The 22987-nt window shown below is 32.0% G+C and carries 22 protein-coding genes; 4 read left to right on the top strand and 18 right to left on the bottom strand.

What is annotated here, in order from left to right:
* Nucleotides 1–61: 61 nt before the first annotated feature.
* From rpmA to M3P09_RS02200, 4 genes are all read right to left on the bottom strand, one after another.
* Entirely contained in the window at nt 62–322 is a 261-nt protein-coding gene (rpmA, locus tag M3P09_RS02215; protein WP_099564839.1) for a 50S ribosomal protein L27, read from the bottom strand.
* Nucleotides 323–349: 27 nt separating this feature from the next.
* Complete coding sequence (gene rplU, locus M3P09_RS02210) at nt 350–862, bottom strand: 50S ribosomal protein L21 (RefSeq protein ID WP_099564840.1); 513 nt, start codon at nt 860–862, stop codon at nt 350–352.
* 74 nt (nt 863–936) lie between these two features.
* Nucleotides 937–1389: a DUF4199 domain-containing protein gene (locus M3P09_RS02205; RefSeq protein ID WP_249971854.1), complete on the bottom strand. Its 453-nt coding sequence runs from the start codon at nt 1387–1389 to the stop codon at nt 937–939.
* A gap of 247 nt (nt 1390–1636) precedes the next feature.
* Nucleotides 1637–2515 (bottom strand): DMT family transporter, encoded by an 879-nt coding sequence (locus M3P09_RS02200; RefSeq protein WP_249971853.1) that lies wholly within the window; start codon nt 2513–2515, stop codon nt 1637–1639.
* 92 nt (nt 2516–2607) lie between these two features.
* Between M3P09_RS02200 and M3P09_RS02195 the strand changes: the two genes are divergently transcribed.
* Nucleotides 2608–3114: a heavy-metal-associated domain-containing protein gene (locus M3P09_RS02195; protein ID WP_249971852.1), complete on the top strand. Its 507-nt coding sequence runs from the start codon at nt 2608–2610 to the stop codon at nt 3112–3114.
* Nucleotides 3115–3164: 50 nt separating this feature from the next.
* Here M3P09_RS02195 and gldD read toward each other — a convergent pair whose 3' ends face one another.
* The 4 genes from gldD to mutY all read right to left on the bottom strand — a co-directional run bounded on the left by gldD (nt 3165) and on the right by mutY (nt 6686).
* Nucleotides 3165–3746: a gliding motility lipoprotein GldD gene (gldD, locus tag M3P09_RS02190; protein WP_249971851.1), complete on the bottom strand. Its 582-nt coding sequence runs from the start codon at nt 3744–3746 to the stop codon at nt 3165–3167.
* Nucleotides 3746–5050 carry a gliding motility-associated protein GldE gene (locus M3P09_RS02185; protein WP_249971850.1) on the bottom strand — a complete coding sequence of 435 codons (1305 nt, stop codon included), beginning with the start codon at nt 5048–5050 and terminating at the stop codon, nt 3746–3748. Before M3P09_RS02185 ends, gldD begins: the two co-directional genes overlap by 1 nt.
* A 59-nt stretch (nt 5051–5109) precedes the next feature.
* Nucleotides 5110–5556 (bottom strand): single-stranded DNA-binding protein, encoded by a 447-nt coding sequence (locus M3P09_RS02180; RefSeq protein ID WP_249971849.1) that lies wholly within the window; start codon nt 5554–5556, stop codon nt 5110–5112.
* Nucleotides 5557–5645: 89 nt separating this feature from the next.
* Nucleotides 5646–6686 carry an A/G-specific adenine glycosylase gene (gene mutY, locus M3P09_RS02175; protein WP_249971848.1) on the bottom strand — a complete coding sequence of 347 codons (1041 nt, stop codon included), beginning with the start codon at nt 6684–6686 and terminating at the stop codon, nt 5646–5648.
* Between the two features lie 142 nt (nt 6687–6828).
* Here mutY and M3P09_RS02170 point away from each other — a divergent pair, with 142 nt between their 5' ends.
* Together M3P09_RS02170 and M3P09_RS02165 are read left to right on the top strand one after the other, a co-directional pair.
* Nucleotides 6829–7119, top strand: coding sequence for an HU family DNA-binding protein (locus M3P09_RS02170; protein WP_019386001.1), 291 nt, complete (start codon nt 6829–6831; stop codon nt 7117–7119).
* Between the two features lie 323 nt (nt 7120–7442).
* The gene (locus M3P09_RS02165) at nt 7443–8987 is read left to right on the top strand and encodes an Rne/Rng family ribonuclease (protein ID WP_099564848.1); all 1545 of its coding nucleotides are present in this window, start codon (nt 7443–7445) and stop codon (nt 8985–8987) included.
* A 232-nt stretch (nt 8988–9219) separates the two neighbouring features.
* On the opposite strand, the gene M3P09_RS02160 is transcribed toward M3P09_RS02165, so the two are convergent.
* The 6 genes from M3P09_RS02160 to M3P09_RS02135 form a co-directional block, all read right to left on the bottom strand.
* The gene (locus M3P09_RS02160; protein WP_249971847.1) at nt 9220–9612 is read right to left on the bottom strand and encodes a hypothetical protein; all 393 of its coding nucleotides are present in this window, start codon (nt 9610–9612) and stop codon (nt 9220–9222) included.
* The gene (locus M3P09_RS02155) at nt 9612–10013 is read right to left on the bottom strand and encodes a hypothetical protein (protein ID WP_249971846.1); all 402 of its coding nucleotides are present in this window, start codon (nt 10011–10013) and stop codon (nt 9612–9614) included. Before M3P09_RS02155 ends, M3P09_RS02160 begins: the two co-directional genes overlap by 1 nt.
* Before the next feature lie 11 nt (nt 10014–10024).
* Nucleotides 10025–11548, bottom strand: coding sequence for a glycoside hydrolase family 19 protein (locus M3P09_RS02150; protein ID WP_249971845.1), 1524 nt, complete (start codon nt 11546–11548; stop codon nt 10025–10027).
* A gap of 399 nt (nt 11549–11947) precedes the next feature.
* Nucleotides 11948–12985, bottom strand: a complete 1038-nt coding sequence (locus M3P09_RS02145) for an aldo/keto reductase (protein ID WP_249971844.1) — start codon at nt 12983–12985, stop codon at nt 11948–11950.
* A gap of 172 nt (nt 12986–13157) precedes the next feature.
* Nucleotides 13158–14117 (bottom strand): OmpA family protein, encoded by a 960-nt coding sequence (locus tag M3P09_RS02140; RefSeq protein WP_099564853.1) that lies wholly within the window; start codon nt 14115–14117, stop codon nt 13158–13160.
* 39 nt (nt 14118–14156) lie between these two features.
* Nucleotides 14157–14918, bottom strand: coding sequence for an exodeoxyribonuclease III (locus M3P09_RS02135; RefSeq protein ID WP_099564854.1), 762 nt, complete (start codon nt 14916–14918; stop codon nt 14157–14159).
* Between the two features lie 121 nt (nt 14919–15039).
* On the opposite strand from M3P09_RS02135, the gene M3P09_RS02130 reads away from it, so the two are divergent.
* On the top strand, nt 15040–18438 hold the full coding sequence (locus tag M3P09_RS02130) for a hypothetical protein (RefSeq protein WP_249971843.1): 3399 nt from the start codon (nt 15040–15042) through the stop codon (nt 18436–18438).
* Here M3P09_RS02130 and M3P09_RS02125 read toward each other — a convergent pair.
* The 4 genes from M3P09_RS02125 to M3P09_RS02110 form a co-directional block, all read right to left on the bottom strand.
* A complete protein-coding gene (locus tag M3P09_RS02125; RefSeq protein WP_099564856.1) occupies nt 18435–19352 on the bottom strand; it encodes a M28 family peptidase in 918 nt (305 codons plus the stop codon). The genes M3P09_RS02130 and M3P09_RS02125 overlap by 4 nt on opposite strands.
* Before the next feature lie 87 nt (nt 19353–19439).
* A complete protein-coding gene (locus M3P09_RS02120; protein WP_099564857.1) occupies nt 19440–20180 on the bottom strand; it encodes a succinate dehydrogenase/fumarate reductase iron-sulfur subunit in 741 nt (246 codons plus the stop codon).
* Nucleotides 20181–20190: 10 nt separating this feature from the next.
* Entirely contained in the window at nt 20191–22206 is a 2016-nt protein-coding gene (locus M3P09_RS02115) for a fumarate reductase/succinate dehydrogenase flavoprotein subunit (RefSeq protein ID WP_099564858.1), read from the bottom strand.
* Nucleotides 22207–22208: 2 nt separating this feature from the next.
* A complete protein-coding gene (locus tag M3P09_RS02110) occupies nt 22209–22895 on the bottom strand; it encodes a succinate dehydrogenase cytochrome b subunit (RefSeq protein WP_249971842.1) in 687 nt (228 codons plus the stop codon).
* Between the last annotated feature and the right edge of the window lie 92 nt (nt 22896–22987).

The following is a 22987-nucleotide window of genomic DNA, read 5'->3' as shown; positions in this document are numbered from 1 at the left end:
CGCATAAAAAAACCCTTTCTGTACACAGAAAGGGTCTTTATATTTTAAATAGAAAAGTTTCTTAAGCCTCAAAAGCTTCAACAGAAACGTAAGATCTATTATCTTTTTTCTTTGTAAATTTCACAAGACCATCAACTTTTGCATGTAAAGTATGATCTTTCCCTTGGTAAACATTTTCACCTGGGTGATGTGTATTACCACGTTGTCTTAATATAATGTTTCCTGCAATGGCAGCTTGACCTCCAAATATCTTAACACCTAAACGTTTCGATTCTGATTCTCTACCATTCTTAGAACTACCTACTCCTTTTTTATGAGCCATTGTCTTAAGTTTTTATATTGTTAATAATTAGCTTAATGCAGCAATCAAATCAGCTTTTTTCATTGAAGAAATTCCTTCAATCCCTTTTGCTTTAGCCATCTCTTTTAATTCAGCAACAGTAAATTTGCTTAAATCTTGAGTTGCTTCAGCCTTTGGTGCAGCTTTTTCAACTTTAGCTTTTGGTTCTGCTTTTTTAGTTTCCTTTTTTGGAGCAGCTTTCTTAGCTCCAGATGCAGCAATACTTTCTATTACTATCTCAGTTAAAGATTGACGGTGACCATTTTTTACACGATAACCTTTACGTCTTTTCTTTTTGAAAACGATTACTTTATCACCTTTAAGGTGCTTTAAGACTTTTGCTCCTACTTGAGCTCCGTCTATAGCTGGGGCGCCTACAGTTACTTTGTCGCCATCTCCAATTAAAAGAACGTTATCGAAAGAAACTTTCTTACCTTCTTCAGTTTGTAAACGGTTAACAAAAACTTTTTGGTCTTTTTCAACTTTAAATTGATGCCCTGCTATCTCTACAATTGCGTACATAGCGAATTTTTATTAATTAATTTGTTCAAAAAATGAGTGCAAATATACAGCTAATTAATTAAACTACAAACGTTTTATTTGTTTTGAAAAATATTTCTACTATTTTTAAATAATTGCATAACTGTAAGCGTAGAAACTACAGATGTAGCTAGCCCCATTACTGCAACAACAAAAGTTACCATACCTATATCTAAATTAAATTGTCCATTGAGTTTTTCAAGTAAATTTGGCAAAAAACCAGGATTAATTTCAGTTGCATAAAACAAGAAAAACAGAGTAAAAAATAAGGTAGCTACAAAGCCTGTTACAATACCCGTTTTAAACCCCTCTCCATAAGAAAAAAGTTCAGCATCTCTAAGCTTTTTTAACCTAACGGCTTCATATATTCCAAAAACTGTAATAACAGCATTAAAAAAACTAAAAACCGGATTAGTATGTTTATTAAACAAAGCTAAAATTAAAAAGTATGCAATAAGTACTGCACTAGTAACGAGGCCAAACCGAATAGGAAGTGTTATTGTTTTCATCTGCTTAAATCTTTTAATTATTAAACATTAATTAAAAAACTGAGAGCTTCAGTAAAACTTTATGCCCTCATATTAAAATTCTATCATGTACTATATATAATTTAGGAAGTTTAAAATAGATTTATGTTAAGTTTCAATCATGAAACTTACTGTAAGGTTCTTAAATTTCGTGAAAAAAATTGGTTTAAAATAATTTCTGACGAAGTATTTTAAAATAAATGCCTGATTTTAAGATTATTAACCAACCTTATCCTTTCCGTTTATGAGACAAATATACCCCAAGCAAAATAATTAAACTAGCTATCCCTTGTAAAAAGCTAAAGCCCTCGCCATCAATAACACCCCACGCTAATGCCACAACTGGCATAACATAAGTAACAGATGATGCAAAAACAGGCGTAGAAAGATGCACTAACTTATTAAATAATATTTTTGCCATGGCTGTACCAAAAAGAGACAAAAGGGTAATGTACACCATTGCCATTTTAAACTCCGGGTTATTAAATGTTGTTTTTGAAAAGAAATCTGTAAATAATAATACGACAACACCTGGAATAAATATAGCTACAAAATTACCAGTAGCTATAGTTAATGGTTTTACATGCTGTAAATACTTCTTTATTATATTAACATTAAAAGCATACATAACGGTTGATAAAATAACAAAAACCGCATACATGTAATTTTGGTTTGGGTTTAAATGGGCGCCTTTTAAAATTAATATTGCAGTACCTATAAAGCCAACAATTACACCTAATATTTGTCGTTTTGTTGATGCTATTTTAAACACAGCAAATCCCAACAAAATAGTATTTAAAGGTACTAATGAGTTTAAAATAGAAACTACTGCGCTATCTATTTCGGTTTCTGCTATAGCAAAGAAAAAGGCTGGGATAAAAGACCCTAAAAACCCAGAAATTATAAGCCACTTCCAATCTTTAGGCTTAATTGTCTTTACTGTTTTGTAACCAATAACAAATAAAAACAAACCTGTAATAATAACTCTTAAAGCACCTAACTGGTATGGGCTTAGCCCTAATAAGGATTTTTTAATTAAAATAAACGAACTCCCCCAAATTAATGAAAGTGCAAATAGGTATATCCATTTTAAATTGATGTTGTTCATTTATCCTGTTTTTAGAATCACAAAATTCTACTTTTTTGTGCAATAAACGTCATTATTTAGTAGTTTTGTAGAGAATTTAATACTTTAAAATAATGAAGACATTTAAAAATATTATAGTAGTTACATTAATTACACTTTTTGCTTTAAGTTGTAAAAATGAAGCTAAACCAGAAGTTAAAACTGTTGCTATTGAAAACGAAGCTATTACTGAAAAAGCTTTAGACACTAATGCTACATATGCCAAAGCAGAATTTACTATTGATGGTATGACTTGCGAAATTGGATGTGCAAAAACCATTGAGAAAAAAATTGCCAAAATGGAAGGCGTAAAATCTGCTAAGGTAGATTTTGACAGAAAACTAGCTATGGTTGAATATAATGAGGCTAAGGTTACACCAATTTCTCTTGAAGAAACCGTAACTAAAGTTGCCGATATTTATAAAGTTAGCGACATGAAAACCGTTGAAGGGTTTTCATCAAAAAAAGCATGTGCTGCAGATTGTACCAAAGTTTGTTGCGCTAACAAAACCGATGCAGAGAAAAAAGCATGTACAGCAGATTGTAAAAAAGCGTGTTGCGCAGAAAAATCTAAGGCTTAATTTTTTAAACTTTTTGCCTTTTAAAAGCTTCTCAAAATTGAGAGGTTTTTTTATTTCCAAGCCACAGTTTCCATAATATGTTTAATGTCTTTTTGCAAATAATTCGCTGCAGGAAGTATAGAGTCGTAATTAGGTTTTGCGTAGAAATATAACGACCCTGTTAAAAAATGATTAATGCTGTCTGTTATATAAAATTGAGATTGCGAAGCCGCATTACCTTCAACTTCATAAAACATTCCGTAAGTTTTTTTACTAGGATTTTCATAAACTGTTTCTAAAATTCCGTCGGCTTTTATATTATGTTTCTGAGTGAAATTTTGTGCATCGCGCAACAAATCGATTAGGTCTTTTTTGTTACCCTCAACGGCTTTATAGGTTAAAAAAATAGTGCCCTTTAACGATGGGTATTCTAAATTAATACCATAACTTTTAGCAGATGCATTAATAGCTTTCATCTCTACATTTGAAGCTAAAATATTAGTTTCAAATGTAAAAGGAATATTTAAGTTTGATTCTATATACTTAGCCTTTGGGTAATCTAGTCTTAAAAAAGCTTTTGGCTTTGGCACATAACTTTCACCACAGGACAGGCAAACCAATATTAATACTAATGCATAAAAATTCTTATTCATTAAGTTCTAGTTAATTTAATGCGTTTAATACGTTTTTTATCTAAGGCTTCAATAGTAAAAACGTAATTTTCAAAATTTATTTTACTATTTAGTTTAGGAAAGCTCTTTGATATTTCCAAAACAAACCCTGCAATGGTTTCAGCTTCTCCTTTGTTATCTTCAAAAACAGAGTCGTCTTCAACCTTAACAACCTTATAAAAATCTTTTAACGCTGTTTTACCCTCAAACACATAGTTATTCTCATCAAGTTTTGAGTACATCAAATCTTCATCATCAAACTCATCACTAATATCTCCAACAATTTCTTCAATTATATCTTCTAGAGAAATCAACCCAGAAGTTCCTCCATATTCATCTACAACAACAGCTAAATGCACTTTTTTCTCTTGAAACTCCGCCATTAAATCGTCTAACTTTTTATTCTCTGGCACAAAGAATGGTTCGCGCAATAATGTAGACCAATCAAATTGTTTTCTATCTATATAAGGCAATAAATCCTTTACATACAGAATCCCTTCAATAGTATCAATATTATCTTTAAAAACTGGAATTCTTGAATATCCATTAGCAATTATTTCAGGCATAATTTCAGCATACTTTTGCTCTATATTAAGTGCAAAAATATCTATTCGTGGGCGCATAACTTGTTTTGTATCTGTGTTTCCAAAGGATACAATACCTTGCAATATTTTTTGTTCTTCTGTGGTGGTATCGTCTTCGCTTGTAAGTTCTAAAGCTTGAGATAATTGGTCTACACTTAAGTTAGATTTTTGTTTCCCTAGTTTTTTATGAATTGCTAAAGTAACACCTCGCATAGGCATGCTAATTGGAGTTAATAACACGTCTAAAACACGTAATGGATACGCCATAAAAGAGGCGAATTTCAACTTATTTCTACTGGCATAAATTTTAGGTAATATTTCGCCAAATAATAGTATAAGAAAGGTTACTATTATTACTTCTATAGTAAATTTTAATATTGGAGAAGTAATAGACTCAAACATATTGCTGCCCAAATAAGCAAATAAAATAACAATGGCTATGTTAATAAAGTTGTTAGACACTAATATGGTAGCCAATAACTTTTTTGGGTGTTCTAAAAGTTTAGCAATGATTTGAATACGTTTAGATTTTACTTCTAAGCCTTCTTCAATATCAGTTCTTGTAAGTGAAAATAATGCTACTTCGGCACCAGAGATTAGTGCAGAACAAATTAAAAGCAAAAACAATAAAGCAAAACCGCTAACAACTGAAAAATCAATTGCAGTAAGTAATGTTATAAAACTCGCGGGATCAGGATCCAATTACCAAAGTATTAGTTAAACATAGGCTTCGACATATAAATCGAGAGCCGCTTTTTATATTAAAATGGGAGATCATCATTTTCTTCGTCAACAGGTTGAGTTTCTTCAGACTGTTTAGCTACAGGTGTTTGAGCTATAGCACTACTAGCTGCATTATTTTCGCTTTCTTTTTTAGTTGATAAAAACGTAAAATCGGTACAGTGAACCTCAGTTGAATACCTATCTGCACCTTTATCATCTTGCCATTTTCTGGTTTTCAATCTACCTTCAATATAAACTTTATCTCCTTTGCTTAAATATTTTTCGCAAATTTCGGCACCTTTATTACGTACCACTATATTATGCCATTCGGTATTTGTAATACGCTCGTTAGTTTGTTTGCTTGTATAAGTTTCGTTTGTAGCCAACGGAAAACGTCCAATACATCCACCTCCTTCAAAGTAATGCATTTTAACTTCATCTCCTAAATGCCCTATAAGCATTACTTTATTTAACGTTCCAGACATAATTTTTTTATTTAATTAATGCAAAATTACTCTTTTGCATTTGATAAACTTAAAATTAATAAAAAAATATGATTGTTTATAATGAAGTATCAAAAATTAAACGCATCAATAAAATTGCTAATTATAATAGGCACTGGAAAATCGCGAATTTCATCAACTAAAATTCCGTTAACATTCAGAGTGTCTATATTTATTATCCAAAATTTAGTATATAAATGCTGGTGCGATAATTTGTGAATAATTACGTCCTTATTATATAACACCAATTCAAAAGATCTATTTTTTAATAAATGGTGTGATTTTATATAATTTTTAAATGAGCCATTGCTTTGCTCTCTAGTAGTTTCAATCAAAGGAAATTGATATAAATTTTGCCAAATGCCCTTACCTTCTCGCTTCTCTAATATTGTTTTCTGGTCTTTTGAAATAAATACCAAGAAATTAAAATGCCTTTTTTTCGCTTTTGCGGATTTAATTTTAAATGGTAATTCATGTATTCTGTTTTTATTAAAAGCCATGCATCCACTATTTAAGGGACAAATATTGCAATCTGGATTTTTTGGTCTGCATTGTACAGCTCCAAATTCCATAATAGCTTGATTAAATTCTGCTGGTTTTTTTTTATCAATTAGCTTTTGAGCCAAATCTTTAAACTCCTTTGCTCCCTTCGAAGAATTTATAGGTGTATCAATTTCAAAATATCTAGACAGCACTCGATAAACATTGCCATCAACCACAGCCGTATTTTCGTTAAAACAAATAGACGCAATGGCACTAGCAGTATAATCACCAACTCCTTTTAATTTTAATAAGTCTTTATAGTTATTTGGAAAAACTCCATTTAAATCACTAACAATATGTTTTGCGGTTGTATGTAAATTTCTAGCCCGAGAATAGTAACCAAGCCCTTGCCATAATTTTAACACATCGTTTTCTTTGGCATTGGCTAAATCAAAAACAGATGGGTATTTACTAACAAATGCTTCGTAATAAGGTAACCCTTGCTTCACTTGCGTTTGTTGTAAAATAATTTCAGACAACCATATATAATAAGGGTCTTTAGTTTGCCTCCAAGGCAAAATTCTCTTATTATTTGAATACCAGCGAGTTACTATTTTTGTAAATATCATTAATTAGTTAAATAGAGCAAACAAAAATAAACGTTTATAATCTTAAATTTTAATGAATTAGGTTTGAAATATTGAATATTTAATTCCTATATTTGCATCCCTTTTATAATCTATAATAGTAACTAAAAATAAAATATTAAAAATGACGAAGGCTGATTTAGTAGCAAAAATTTCTGAGAAATTAGGAATTGAAAAAGGTGATGTTCAAGCAACTGTTGAAACATTTATGGAAGAAGTAAAAACATCATTAGAAAGTGGTGATAATGTGTACTTAAGAGGTTTTGGAAGCTTTATTATTAAAACAAGAGCTGAAAAAACTGGAAGAAATATTTCAAAAAATACAACTATTAAAATACCTGCTCATAATATTCCTGCATTTAAGCCTGCAAAAGTTTTTGTAGAAGGCGTTAAAACTAATGTAGACGTTAAATAAAAAAGAGCGTTAAACGAATTATTAATTTAAAAAGACACTATTTATGCCAAGTGGTAAAAAACGCAAAAGACATAAGGTAGCGACGCACAAACGTAAAAAACGTAGACGCGCTAACCGTCACAAAAAGAAAAAATAAACCAAAAAAGTAGTTAGATTAGCTACTTTTTTCGGTTTTAAAAACAACAAGTTCTTTGAAATGAGTTCATTAATTTTTTTAACGCCTATAGGTGTTTTATGAACTCCACAGATTTAAAAATCCTGTGAAAAAAATAATGTATAATCCATCTGTCGCTTATTTAAAGTGATGGATTAAAATTAACTAAATGGATAAAGAATTGATCATTCGATCTAGTTCCGAAAACGTTGATTTTGCCTTATTAAAAGATGGAAAACTTATTGAATTACAGAAAGACGAAGATAGTAACGACTTTTCGGTTGGTGATGTGTTTATAGCCAAAATACGAAAAGCTGTTCCTGGACTAAATGCTGCATTTGTTAATGTAGGTTACGAGAAAGATGCATTTTTGCATTATCACGATTTAGGTCCAAAACTACCTTCACTTTTAAAATTCACAAAACGTGTAAGCACAGGTAAACTAAAAGATTTTTCTTTAAAAAATTTCCCATTCGAGAAAGATATTGAGAAAGACGGCAAAATTGCCGACGTCTTAAAATCTAATCAATCGCTATTAGTACAAATAGCAAAAGAACCTATATCAACTAAAGGTCCTAGAATAAGCTCAGAGCTTTCTATTGCTGGTAGATATATTGTTTTAGTTCCTTTTTCTAGTCGTATTTCTATTTCACAAAAAATAGAAGACAAAGCAGAAAAAGACAGATTAAAACGATTGGTAAAAAGTATCACACCGCAAGGTTTTGGTATAATTGTTCGTACTGTAGCACAAGGCAAAAAAGTAGCTGAACTAGATAAAGATTTACAAAATTTGCTTAGTCGTTGGACAGCAATGTGTAAAAAGCTACATAAAGCCCATCACCCAAGTAAAGTATTAGGAGAAATGAATAAAGCCTCGTCTATTTTACGAGATATATTCAACGACACCTTTACAGGAATTACTGTTGATGATGAAGAGCTTTATTATCAAATTAAAGATTACGTGCAAGAAATTGCACCAAAAAAAGAATCAATAGTTAAATTGTATCAGTCTAAAGTTCCGATTTTTGAAAAATTTGGAATTGAAAGACAAATTAAAACCTCCTTTGGTAAAACCGTTTCTATGGCAAAAGGTGCGTATTTGGTAATTGAACATACCGAAGCATTGCATGTTATAGACGTAAACAGCGGTAACAGATCTAACAAAGCAAACAGTCAAGAGGATACAGCATTAGAAGTAAATTTAATCGCAGCTACCGAAATGGCTCGTCAATTACGATTACGTGATATGGGCGGCATTATAGTAGTAGATTTTATTGACTTAACTAACGCAGAAAATAGGCAAAAGCTTTTTAATCACCTTCGTGATGAAATGAAGGATGATAGAGCAAAACACAAAATATTGCCTCCAAGTAAATTTGGATTGATACAAATAACAAGACAACGTGTACGACCAGAAATGAACATTAAAACTCGTGAGGAAAATCCAAACGGGGTTAATGGTCAAGAAGTTGAAGCGCCTATAGGATTGGTGCAAAAAATAAATCACGATCTTGAAAGACTATTAAAAAAAGACTATAAAAAGTTGACTTTAAACACACATCCTTTTATAGCGGCCTTCTTAACAAAAGGTTTTCCATCAGTGCGTTCAAAATGGTTTTTGGAGCACAAAAAATGGGTTAAAGTTTTACCAAGAGATGCTTACACATACTTAGAATATCATTTTTTCGATAAAGATGGTAATCAAATTAAATAATTAAAAAAACGCCTTACTATTTATTTAGTAAGGCGTTTTTGTTTTATATGTCATTGTGAGGAGTGGAACGACGTGACAATCTGTTGAATTAATATCTAACCTTTATTTGGGCGTTACCAAAAAGGGTCGGGCTTTCACTACTCGCTTCCTCCTATTGTCGGCGAGCTCAAACATACCGTTCAATCCCTAACGCGAGTTTAGTACTTGCGACATCATTTTTTAGCATATTCAATTATTGTTTTGTAAACAAATAAAGCTTTCCTCTTTCAGTAGTAATAGACAAAGTTTTTACACCATTACTATCTGTATGAATGCCATTAAGTAAATCACACGTAGCATCATTTTCATTTGTAAATATTTTTAAAAACAATTCATTATTATTCCGTGTATTATTTCCACAAGTTGATATTAATTTATAACTATATACCTCTTGTTGAAGTTTGTTATTAATGTATTCCCTTTGTAAACCATTATTTGTAAACTCTATCTTATATTCAGGTTCATCATTAGATATCCAAGTACCAAGTATTTTGACAGCTAAATTTGGTTGCAGTATTTGTTGTGCTTTACAACTAAAAATCATCACTAAAAACAGAGATACTAATATTAAATTAAATTTTTTCACTACTGCTTATTAAAAAATAATCTTTCAGCTTTATCAATAATCATTAATGATAATGAATCATCAGTAATATTTAATATTTCTAAACAAGAGATTTGTGAATCTTCATCATCTAACCATCTTAGATAAATAGAATTGGAGGCAGAGTAATCATCACAATTACTGCTAACAATAGAATAGTTGTAAGTAGTTATTAACTCACTATTTTCATATTCTTTGCACGTGCCATTTGTTAAAAAGACTAATTTATAATTGTTGTCTTCTTCATCTAACCATGTTCCTATTATTTGAATAGAATATGTGTTTATTTGTTGTTGAGTACCTATTAGTTGTTGGGCTTTACAACTAAATGAAATTATTGAAATTAATACTGTTACTGTTGATAATCTTATTATTCTTTTCATGATTTAAATTTTTATAGACAATTAATTGAATCTTTTGCTTTTTGAAATTTTGCCTTTCTATCAGCAAGTCCTTTTCTAGCTTTGTTTATTGGTTTTGTGACTGCTTTTACAGTTGTAGTTGAATCAATAGTTATTTTATCAACAACTCTTGTTTTATAATACCATAAGCCACTTAAAATTGCTAAAGTATCATTTGAAGCTATTATACTTGGAGTAACTACTGGATCAATATCTGGATCATATTTATTGTTATACCATGTTTTAAACGCTGTATAATTATCTTTCCATGTAAGTTGGAATAATCCTCGTCCTCTATACTTATAGCCATCTCCACTTGCTACGTTACCATTACCATACTGGCAGCACATTGCTGTATTAGCAACTCCAGAAGAGTTTTTTAAATAATCAGGGGCATAATATTTGTCGTCGTTTGTTACAGCTAATGTAGAATCCATAGTAAATTTTTTGTAAGTTTTAGCTAATTTACTTGCAGTTTTCCAGTATGTGCTTTCGGTTACACTCAATGTTTTAAAACCACCTGTTTCGTGACCTGCTTGACTTAAAAAGTGCCATAAATCTTCATCACTATCTATGCCAAAGTCTTTACCTTTATCATTAATTACTGATGCAAGCAACTTAGCATCTGCATCCGTAATTTTAGGAAATATTTTTTTTAAATCTTCTTTAGACGTATTACAATCATCTACTACGCCGCTACCATCTTGATTAATTGGAGATGATATATTTCCATTTTTTCCTGGACCATTTGAGGCTTCATTACTTCCACTTGAGCCACCACCTGGTCCAGAACTTCCTCCACCATTGCCACCCCCTGATGAAGCACTGCCTCCTAAAGAACAAGTTGTAGACTTTAAAACCCACATAAACTCTGGATCTTCCTCATTACCTGCACCTACTAGCTCGCCTTCATCACCTGGGTCTATCTCTACCACAACCCACTCTTCAACACAACCACCTTTTGCACCTGATGTTTGTGATTTTGACCCTTTATTTAAAAACGACGTATCAAAATCAATTAATTGATATTGTGTTGTTCTACTACTTAATAATTCGGCATCTAAATTATTAAACACTTCATTACTAAACTTCTCTTTTATAAAGCCATAGGTTACAATATAAGCGTTATAATCATCATCACTATTTAATGATAGCAATAGATTTTCTAGTTTATCAGTATTTGGATTATCTCTTATTATAGAAAAATTATAAGAATGATAATCTTCTTTCTCAATATACTTAACGTAATCTGTATTTATAGAAAATCCGTACTCGGCATTATAAAAAATATCTCTATTAGTATTTGAAATTTTTGATTTTTTTTGAGAAGAAATTTTGTTAAGTTTATTTATAGCTATAGCATTCGATTGTATCTCGTTAAAATCTATAATTTTTACAGTGATTTCTGATGAATCTTGCTGATAATCAATACTTTCATTTTGACAACTAACCTGCATTAAGAAAATTATTGAAATTAAAGCACCTAGCTTCAAAAACTTCTTATAGTTAAATCTCATGAGTACACATAATTTAAAGATTAATAAAAACAAAGCATTTTATGTCTGCTCAAATTAACTTTAAGAACTCTTATAAAAAACCCAAAAGAAATAAGTGGTTCATTGCAGGGAATAAGTGTATTATTTAATCCCGTTTAGTAAAACTCAGTAAAACAATGTTGACTAACAAGATTATTTCCACGTTAACACTTCCATAATGTGTTTAATTTCTTTTTGTAAATAATTTGATGCAAGAAGGTATCGAATCATAATTGAGCTTTGTGTAGAAATACAATAACCCTATTGCAAAATGATTAGTCTAATACTGTGTAGTGTAAAGTATAAAATTTATTTACAAAATTCCCGCCGTAGTTTATACTGAGCGAAAACGAAAGGTAGGAATGACAAATAACTTATTAATTAAGGCGCTGGATTAGGAATCGTATCATGCACTTCATTAATCTGATCTAAGACGGCATCACTTAAAACAACATCAATACTATCAATATTTTCTTTAAGCTGTTCCAAATTGGTAGCACCAATAATATTACTGGTTACAAAAGGCTGCTGTGTTACAAAGGCTAAACTCATTTGGGCTAAAGTCATATTATTATCTTCAGCAATTTTTAAATACTTTTTTGTAGCCTCTGTTGCTTGCGGATTGGTATAACGACCAAATCTTGGGAATAATTTTAAACGTGCATTATCTGCTGCTGTATTCTTAATATATTTTCCAGACAGCACACCAAACGCCATTGGCGAATAGGCTAATAAGCCCACGTTTTCGCGGATAGAAACTTCGGCTAAATCGCCTTCAAAAGTTCTACACAATAAAGAGTATGGGTTTTGAATGGTTGCCATTCTTGGTAAATTATGGTCTTTAGACTCTTCTAGATAGCGCATGGTTCCCCAAGCTTTTTCGTTTGAAACGCCAATATTTCTAATTTTTCCTTCTTTAATTATACCATCAAGTGTGTGGAGTACTTCATTAAAATTATCATTCCAAACATCATTTGGATTATGCTTATAATCTCTAACTCCAAAATAATTAGTTTCACGCTCTGGCCAGTGTAATTGATACAAATCAATATAATCTGTCTGTAAACGTTTTAAGCTATTATTCACTGCCTCTTTAAGTGCCTCAGGCGCAAAACCATTGGTGCGAATGTGCGCTGTGTAATCGCCATTACCAGCTATTTTTGAAGCTAAAACTACCTTGTCGCGATTACCTGTTTTTGCAAACCAATTTCCAATAATACGTTCTGTACTACCATAAGTTTCTGGACTAGCTGGAACCGCATACATTTCGGCAGTATCAAAAAAGTTTACACCCTGATCTAATGCATAATCCATTTGAGAAAACCCTTCCTCTTGAGTGTTTTGATTCCCCCAAGTCATGGTTCCTAAACATATTTTACTAACTTTTATATCGGTATTTGGTAGTGTTGTGTATTTCATTATAAGATTATTAGACTAATTAGATTTTCAGACTAGTCGATAAAGATAAAAAACCTTTCAAAACAATATTGCTTTGAAAGGTTTTTTTAATGCGTTAGCGATTGAGGCATTTGTTGAAGCTCCTCTCAGAGAGCGACTGCCGAAAGCGCGACCCTTGTGGTAACGCCAAATATTAATTATCGTTTAACAACTTAGACAACTCATCTAACTTTGGTGTTAAAATCACTTCTATACGTCTGTTTTTTGCTTTACCTTCTGCAGTATCGTTGGTTGCAATTGGTGCAAACTCACCACGACCTGCAGCTGTTAAATTTTCTGCATTTATAGATGCATTTTCTCTAAGAATATTTACAATGGCTGTTGCACGTTTAGTAGACAAATCCCAGTTACCACTTAAGTTTCCGCTACCTTTATACGGTGCATTATCAGTATGCCCTTCAATTAAAACTGCAATGTCTGGATTGTCGCCTAATACGCCGCCCAACTGTTTTACAGCTCTACGTCCTTCTGTTCCTACTGCCCAACTTCCTGAACTAAATAACAGCTTATTTTCCATAGACACGTATACTTTTCCATCGCGCTGTTCAACGGTTAGTCCTTTGCCTTCAAAATCTGTTAACGCTCTAGATATAGCATTTTTAAGCGCTGTCATTGCAGCATCTTTTGATGCAATTACGTTTTCTAATTCTGCTACACGGTTTGATCTGTCTTCTAACTCTTTTTTGAGTTTTGCTAATCGCGCGTTTTCAGCAGCTAAAGCCTGCTCCTTTGCTTCTAATTGTGCTAAAAGTTCTCTGTTTTTCTTAGAGTTTTCGGCAATAGATGCAGAACTGTTTTTCTCTAAAGCATCATACGACGCTTTTAAATTATCTAAATTGGATTTTGCTGCATTGTAATCGGCTTGTAATTTATCGCGCTCAGCAACAGCCTCATCATAAGCCGTTTGAATTTGCTTTAATTCATTTTCAGCAGCTGTTTTTGCATTTAATAAGGCTTCATTTTCGTTTGAAAGCTTTCTGTTCTCTTGTTTTAAATTGGCATATTTACCTTCTAATTCTTTATATACTTTTGGCGATACACACGAAGCTACTAGTACTAAGGTAAATACTGCTAACGAAATTTTTTTAATCATGATTTTGGGTTGTTTTTTTATTAATTTGATGACTCTACTTTAATTTTCAATTTCTACTAAAATTGGACAATGGTCACTATGTACCGCATCAGAGAGTATAACGGCTCTTTTGATATTTTCTTGTAATGGTTGCGAAACCATAGCATAATCCAATCGCCAACCTTTATTATTAGCGCGTGCATTGGCACGATAACTCCACCAGCTAAACTGCTGAGAGTCTTTATTTAAATATCTGAAAGAATCTATAAATCCACTATTAATAAAGTTTCCAATCCACTCGCGCTCTACTGGTAAAAACCCAGATACACCTTTCATTTTAGGGTTATGAATATCTATTTCTTCATGACAAATATTATAATCACCACAAATCACCAAGTTTGGTACTTTTTTTCTAAGTGTATTTATATAGTCTTGAAACATATCCATATATTCCAGCTTATGATTCAACCGTGCATCGTTTGTACCAGATGGTAAATATAAACTCATTACAGAAACACCATCAAAATCTACTCTTATATTTCTGCCTTCAAAGTCCATTGATTCTATTCCTGTGCCATATTCTACATGATTAGGTTTTGTTTTACACAATACAGCTACTCCACTATAGCCTTTTTTTTGTGCACTAAACCAATAGTTATATTTGTAACCTGCTTCTTCAAACAAATTTAAATCTAACTGCTCTTTCATCGCTTTTATTTCTTGCAAACAAATAACATCTGGGTTGGCGCTTTTTAACCAATCAACAAAACCTTTATTAACAGCTGCACGAATGCCGTTTACGTTATAGGATATAATTTTCATGTATCAAATAAGAATTTTAGCTAAAATAAATAATGCGTTACATTTACACTATTATTTATATAAGGAGTTTTAACGAAGCTATTAACAAAATATTTTAAACGTATTGCAGTTTAAGTATCTGATGAAGTTTATTACATGCATTTTTATTGTTTTGATTGGTTTTTACGGATTTTCCCAAGACCAAACTTCTAATTACAAAACTAAAAAAGTTGCTGTAAAAGATACTATTAGAATAGACAGTGTTAGCATTAACTCAAATTCGTTTTCTATTAAAAGGAAGGATAACTCGACAATAGATTCCACATACTATACTGTAGATTTTGCAAAAGCGCTTTTAACTTTTAAAAAGCCAATTCAAGCTGATTCAATCATTATAAATTATTTAAAATTTCCAGATTTTTTAACCAAAACCTATAAGCAACTAGACGAAAATATAATTGTTGAAAATAATAGTAATGCTCAAACATTATATAAATTATCGCAAGCCACAGAATCTACAAATTTTATTCCTTTTGATGGCTTAACCACATCTGGTAGCATTTCTCGTGGAGTTACTATTGGAAACAATCAAAATTCGGTTTTAAACAGCGAATTAGATTTACAAATAACAGGAAAACTAAACGATAAAGTATCATTACGTGCATCTATTCAAGATGCAAACATCCCTTTACAAGAAAGTGGATATAGCCAACGATTAGATGAATTTGATCAAGTTTTTATTGAATTGTTTAGCGACAACTGGAACATTCGTGCTGGTGATATAGATTTACTAAATACCGATTCTTATTTTGCTAGTTTTTCTAAGCGTGTTCAAGGATTAAGCATCAATGCAAAATTGGGTAATGAAGATGCAAAAACCAATTTATTTGCTGCTGGAGCTTTTGTTCGTGGGCAATTTACTAGAAGTGAATTTAACGCACAAGAAGGCAATCAAGGGCCTTACAAATTACAAGGGCAAAACGGCGAGCTATTTGTACTTATTGTTTCTGGTAGTGAAACTGTTTATGTAAACGGCGTTACAGCAAAACGTGGCGAAAATGAGGACTATATTATAGATTATAATGCAGGTGAAATTATTTTCAATTCTACATTTCCAATAACTTCTGAAATGCGTATTATCGTCGACTATCAAGTTAGTGAGCGCAATTATTCGCGCTTAGTTGTTTTTGGAGGTGGGCGTTTTGAAAGCGAAAAATTAAAACTTGGTATTTCAGTATATTCCGAAAACGATGCAAAAAACCAGCCTTTACAGCAAAATCTATCGACTGAACAAGTACAAATATTAGCAAATGCTGGAGATGATAGAGCACAAATGGTTGCACCATCAGAAGTTTTAGAAGCTTTAAATGATAATAGAATTTTATATAAAAAGGAACTTATTGGAGGCGTTGAAGCCTTTGTGTTTTCTAACAACCCGGATGATGAATTATACCGCGTTACCTTTACCCAAGTTGGAACCAATCAAGGCGATTATGTTTTAGGGAATATTAATGCCATCAATAATATTTATGAGTATGTTGGAACTAATCTAGGAAATTATGCGCCAATTGTACAGCTTGTTGCTCCTACAAAGCTTCAAATAGCAGTTATTAACGGAAGTTATAACCCTACTAAAAACACTGCTATTCATTTTGAAGCCGCTGGAAGTAAAAATGATTTAAATTTATTTTCTGGGTTAAATGATGAAGATAATGATGGCTTTGCAGGCAAGTTTAAAATCACTCAAAATATCACTAAAAAAGACAGCCTTTGGAGTTTAGATGCTTTTATTGATGGGGACTATATTCAAAATAATTTTAAAACAATCGAGCGTTTATATAATGCTGAATTTTCTCGTGATTGGAACATTGAAAACCCTTTGGGAAATCAACAATTTTCAAAAACAGGTTTACAACTCATTCATCCTAAAAAAGGCATTATAAATTATCAATTTGAACACTTAGAATTCTCTGAAAATTTTAACGGAAACAGACATGTTACCAACGTAAATTTATTTCTTAATAAATTTAATATTAATTCTAACTCTAGTTTTTTAAATGCAACTTCAAATATAAATACGTCAACTTTCTTGAGGTCATACAATAGCATAACCTACGGTATGCAAAAAAGCTGGATAGGCACTAAATTAGCCATTGAAAGTAACGAACAAAAAGATATTTCTACCCAAACATTAACACCTTTAAGTCAAAAATTCAAATCGTACGAAGTTTTTGTTGGCATAGGAGATAGTACTAAAGTATTTGCAGAAGTTGGATATAAAAATAGAGTTAACGACAGTATTAGAAATAACGAATTACAAAAAGTAAATACATCCAATACGTTTTATTTAGATTCTAAACTTATTCAAAACACCAACACAAATTTATCTCTTTTTGCAAATTATAGAACGTTAAAAAGTGAAGATAATACTATTGATGATGAACAATCTTTAAACTCTAGGTTACAATTTAATCAAAAGCTTTTCAAGCAAATAATATTATGGAATACCGTTTTTGAAACTAATTCTGGCACATTACCTCAACAAGATTTTACGTATGTTGAAGTCGAGTCTGGACAAGGCACTTACACATGGATTGATTACAACACAAACGGTATTCAAGAATTAGAAGAGTTTGAAATTGCTCAGTTTCAAGATCAAGGCAAATATATTCGTGTATTATTACCCAATCGTATCTATATTAAAACACATCAGAATAGGCTGAGTCAAACCTTAACGATTAACCCATCACAATGGTCTGTTAGTGAAAATAAATCGAGAAAATTTTGGTCACATTTTTACAATCAATCCAGTTATTTAATTGATAGAAAAATTAAGCGCGATGGTAACAGTTTTAACCTGAATCCATTTGAAAACGATATAAACAATCAATTAGGGTTACAGTTAAATTTTAGAAATGTGTTATTTTTTAACCGCGGGAAACAGCATTATACCACATCGTACACTTATTTATCAAACAAATCTCGAAACACCTTATCCATCGGGTTTATTGAGAATAGCTTAAAAAGTCATCAATTTAATTTTAATCATAAAATTGAAGAAAGTTGGCTATTATCATTTCAATCTTCTTTTGATAAAAATGAAAGTGTCAGCGAAAATTTTATTAGCAAAAACTATAATTTTGATGAAGTGCTTTTTAATCCTAAAATTACTTATCTATTTAATGATAATTCCCGCTTTGATATATTTTATCAACACACACAAAAGGATAATACTATTGGTGGTTTTGAATCTTTAAAGCAGCAAAAATATGGTGCTTCGTTTGCGTTTTCAAATAAAGACAAGAATGCTATAAACGGTGAGTTTAATTATTTTTCGAATGCCTTTAATGGTAACGCAAATACGCCTGTTTCGTATCAAATGTTAGAAGGTTTACAACCTGGAAAAAACTTTACATGGAGTATATTAGCACAAAAAAAGCTCACTACATTTTTAGATTTAAATTTAAACTACTTTGGTAGAAAAACGGAAACCAGCAAAACTATTCATACTGGAACCATTCAATTAAGAGCTTATTTTTAAAAATGACTAGCATCTACTTTCTCAAAAAGTAAAATAATTGTTTTTACTGCATCTTTATAAAATTCTGGGTGAATGTTTTTAAAATCATCTGTTGGTTCGTGATAATCTTTATGGTCTGCAACCCCAAAATATAAAAAAGGAATTTCTCTTTTATGAAAACTTGCGTGATCAGACGAATAGGTCCAGTTTTCTTTTCCATCTTCTCCATCATGACCTATTGTAAGTTTAATTTTATTAGATTGTTTAAAAGTAGAAACCAAATACTTAAGTGTTTTATTATAACGTGTTCCAACAACAAATAATTCATCATTATCACTACGACTAATCATATCCATATTTAAATTAACAACTATTTTATGGTGAGGAATACTGGCACTTTCTACAAAATGCTTTGATCCTTTTAAACCTAATTCTTCAGCATCAAAAGCTATTAAAATAACCGAATGTTTTGGTGGATTCTTTTTAAAATATTCAGCAAATGCAAATAAAGCACTAATTCCTGAAGCATTATCATCTGCACCATTGTATATCTTCTTTTTCTTTATTCCTTCATGGTCATAATGCGCACTAATTACAATATACTTATGCGGTGATTCTGTGCCTTTAACAAGCCCTAAAACATTTGCGCCTTCATATCTTTTACCACTAGCTTTGAACGAAAAAAAATGTTCGTAATTTTCTTTAAAAGGTAAAACGTCTAATAAATGGAATTGGTTAACGATATATTTTCTAGCTTTAACTCCGCCCTTAGTACCTGTTCTTCTTCCTTCATATAAGTCTGAGGATAGTGTCTCTAAATGATTTAAAAGTGTTGTTTCATTAAGTAATACTTCTTTATTTATTGAAGCGTTTTGACCGTTACTAATAAAAGAAAAACTTAAAAGAAAGAATAGAAATATAGTATTAAAGTTCATTTAGCAAATTTAGCTTTAAAGCTAAACAAAAAACCCATGTATTCACATGGGTTTTAACTAATATTTATAAAAAATGATTTTCTATTCTTACAAATTAGCCTTCATTAATTCCCTATTCATACGTGCTATGTTTTCTAAAGAAATCCCTTTAGGGCATTCAACTTCACAAGCCCCCGTATTAGTACAGTTTCCAAATCCTTCTAAATCCATTTGGGCTACCATATTTTGCACACGGTCTGCAGCTTCAACCTGCCCTTGTGGTAACAAAGCATATTGAGACACTTTTGCTCCAACAAATAACATCGCTGATGAATTTTTACAAGTTGCTACACAAGCTCCACAGCCAATACACGTTGCAGCATCCATAGCTTCATCTGCTGCATGTTTGGAAATAGGAATTGAATTTGCATCTTGCGTATTTCCTGATGTGTTTACAGAGATATAACCTCCAGCTTGCTGAATACGCTCAAATGCCATTCTATCTACAACTAAATCTTTAATTACAGGAAATGCAGCTGCTCTAAATGGTTCTATTGTAATAGTATCTCCATCCTTAAACATACGCATATGCAATTGACAAGTTGTAATACCTCTATCTGGACCGTGAGCTTCTCCATTTATATACATGGAACACATTCCGCAAATCCCTTCGCGACAATCGTGATCAAAAGCAACAGGCTCTTCTCCTGAGTTTACTAATTGCTCGTTCAAAACATCCATCATTTCCAAAAAAGACATATGCTCTGAAATATCAGTAACTTTATAATCCACCATTTGACCCTTAGTTTTTGAGTCTTTTTGTCTCCAAATTTTAAGTGTTAAATTCATAATGCCTTTCTTATTTGTATGAACGTTGTTTTAGTTCAATATCTTTAAACTCTAATTCTTCTTTATGTAAAACCGCATCTGCTGGTTCTCCTTTATATTCCCAAGCTGCAACAAAAGCAAAATCCTTATCATTACGTTTTGCTTCGCCTTTTTGCGGTCCAGATTCTTCAGCAGATTCTTCTCTAAAATGACCTCCACATGATTCTTCTCTCATTAAAGCATCTTTGGCAAACAACTCTCCAAGTTCTAAGAAATCAGCAACACGTCCAGCCTTTTCAAGTTCTGGATTCATTTCGTTTGACGATCCTGGAACAGAAACTTCTTTCCAAAACTCCTCACGAATAGCTTTAATCTCAGACATTGCTTCTTCTAACCCTTTTGCATTCCTAGACATTCCTGCTTTGTTCCACATTACTTTACCTAGTTTTTTATGGAAATAATCTACAGATTTTGTTCCTTTATTATTTACAAAGAAATTAATTCTGTCTGTTACTTCTTTCTCGGCTTCATCAAATTCTTTAGTATCGGTTGGAATTTCTCCAGTTCGAATATCGTCCGATAAATAGTCTCCAATTGTATATGGCAATACAAAATAACCATCGGCTAAACCTTGCATTAAAGCCGAAGCACCAAGTCGGTTAGCTCCATGATCGGAGAAATTTGCTTCACCAATACAATAACAACCTGGAATGGTTGTCATTAAATTATAATCAACCCAAACGCCTCCCATAGTATAATGTACTGCTGGGTAAATCATCATTGGAGTTTTATATGGGTTTTGGTCTACAATCTTCTCATACATTTGGAATAAGTTACCATATTTAGCTTCAACTATAGCTTGACCTAATTCGTATATTTTTTCTTTTGAAGCATTTTCAATATTATGAATTTTAGCTTGCTCTTTACCATAACGAGTAATCGCAGAAGCAAAATCTAAATATACTGCTTCGCCGGTAGCATTAACACCATAACCCGCATCACATCTTTCTTTAGCTGCTCGAGAAGCTACATCACGAGGTACTAAGTTTCCAAATGCAGGGTAACGTCTTTCTAAATAATAATCGCGTTCGTCTTCAGATAAATCGGTTGGTTTTTTACGCCCTTCACGAATTGCTGTTACATCTTCAATATTTTTAGGTACCCAAATACGCCCATCGTTACGTAAAGATTCAGACATCAAAGTTAATTTAGACTGATAATCTCCCGAACGCGGAATACATGTTGGGTGAATTTGTGTATAACATGGATTTGCAAAATACGCTCCTTTTTTATGAATTTTCCAAGCTGCTGTTGCGTTAGACCCCATAGCATTGGTTGATAAGAAATATACATTTCCGTATCCACCAGATCCTACTACTACTGCATGTGCTGAGTGTCTTTCTATTTCTCCAGTAATTAAATTACGTGCAATAATTCCTCGTGCTTTTCCATCAACAATAACAACATCAAGCATTTCGTGACGGTTAAACATTTCTATTTTACCTCGTGCTATTTGGCGATTCATTGCTGAATATGCTCCTAGTAATAATTGTTGTCCTGTTTGTCCCTTAGCATAAAAAGTTCTCGACACCAATACTCCTCCAAACGAACGATTGTCTAACAAACCACCATAATCGCGTGCAAAAGGAACTCCTTGAGCAACACATTGGTCAATAATATTTGCAGACACCTCAGCTAAACGATAAACATTCGCTTCACGCGAACGATAATCGCCTCCTTTTACCGTATCGTAAAATAATCTATATGTTGAATCTCCATCTCCTTGATAATTTTTAGCAGCATTTATTCCACCTTGAGCGGCAATTGAGTGTGCACGACGAGGAGAATCTTGATAAGCAAATGCTTTAACGTTATATCCTAATTCTGCTAAAGTTGCAGCAGCAGAACCTCCTGCTAAACCCGTACCAACAACAATTACATCGATATGACGTTTGTTTGCAGGATTAACTAGATTAATTTTATTTTTATAATCTGTCCATTTATCTTTTATTGGACCCTTAGGTACTTTTGAATCTAATGTTGCCATAACTATGATAATACGTATTTAAGGTGATGATAAAGTGCAATAAAAATAAATCCTAACGGAATTATAATCGAATAAGCTTTCCCTATATTTTGTAGTGTCTTCTTTCTTCCTGCGGTAGAACCCATAGATTGAAAGGCAGAAGTAAAGCCATGTAATAAATGCAACATTAAAAAGATAAATGCAACCACATAGGCAATGGTTCTAATATGGCTATGAAATTTATGTGTAAGCTCTTCGTGATAACGAAACCCTTCAACACCTTCCATAGTTCCAGACCAATCACCTTGGATAAATTTGGTGTTTATTTCTGGAAACCAAAAGTCTATGAAATGTAAAATGATGAATGCTAAAATAGCAACACCACTCCAAATCATGTTTCTACTCATCCAAGACGAGTTTGCAGCACCGTTATTTTTAGCATATGACATGCCTTGTGCCTTTTTATTTTTTAGTTCTAATACAAATCCCATTACAAAATGAAACACAACACCAAAAATTAATACGGGTTGTAATGCATATTGTATTAGTGGGTTTGTTCCCATAAAGTGGGATACTTCGTTAAATGCATCTGTGCTAAAAACAGATAAAATATTAATTGCAAAATGCTGAAGTAAGAAAAACATGAGAAAAAAAGCTGAAAGCGCCATGGCTACTTTTCTTCCTATCGAAGATTTAAAAAATCCGCTCATTTTTATGAAGTTAGTTATATAGTATACAAAGGTACTTTACAATAAATTTATAGACAAAAAGTTAAGCCTTTAAATTTATATTTAGAACCATT

The sequence above is a fragment of the Jejuia spongiicola genome (assembly GCF_023502325.1).
In the GTDB taxonomy this organism is placed as follows: domain Bacteria; phylum Bacteroidota; class Bacteroidia; order Flavobacteriales; family Flavobacteriaceae; genus Wocania_A; species Wocania_A spongiicola.
The sequence above is the reverse complement of the archived record's forward strand: the minus strand, read 5'-3'. Positions and strand labels throughout refer to the sequence as shown.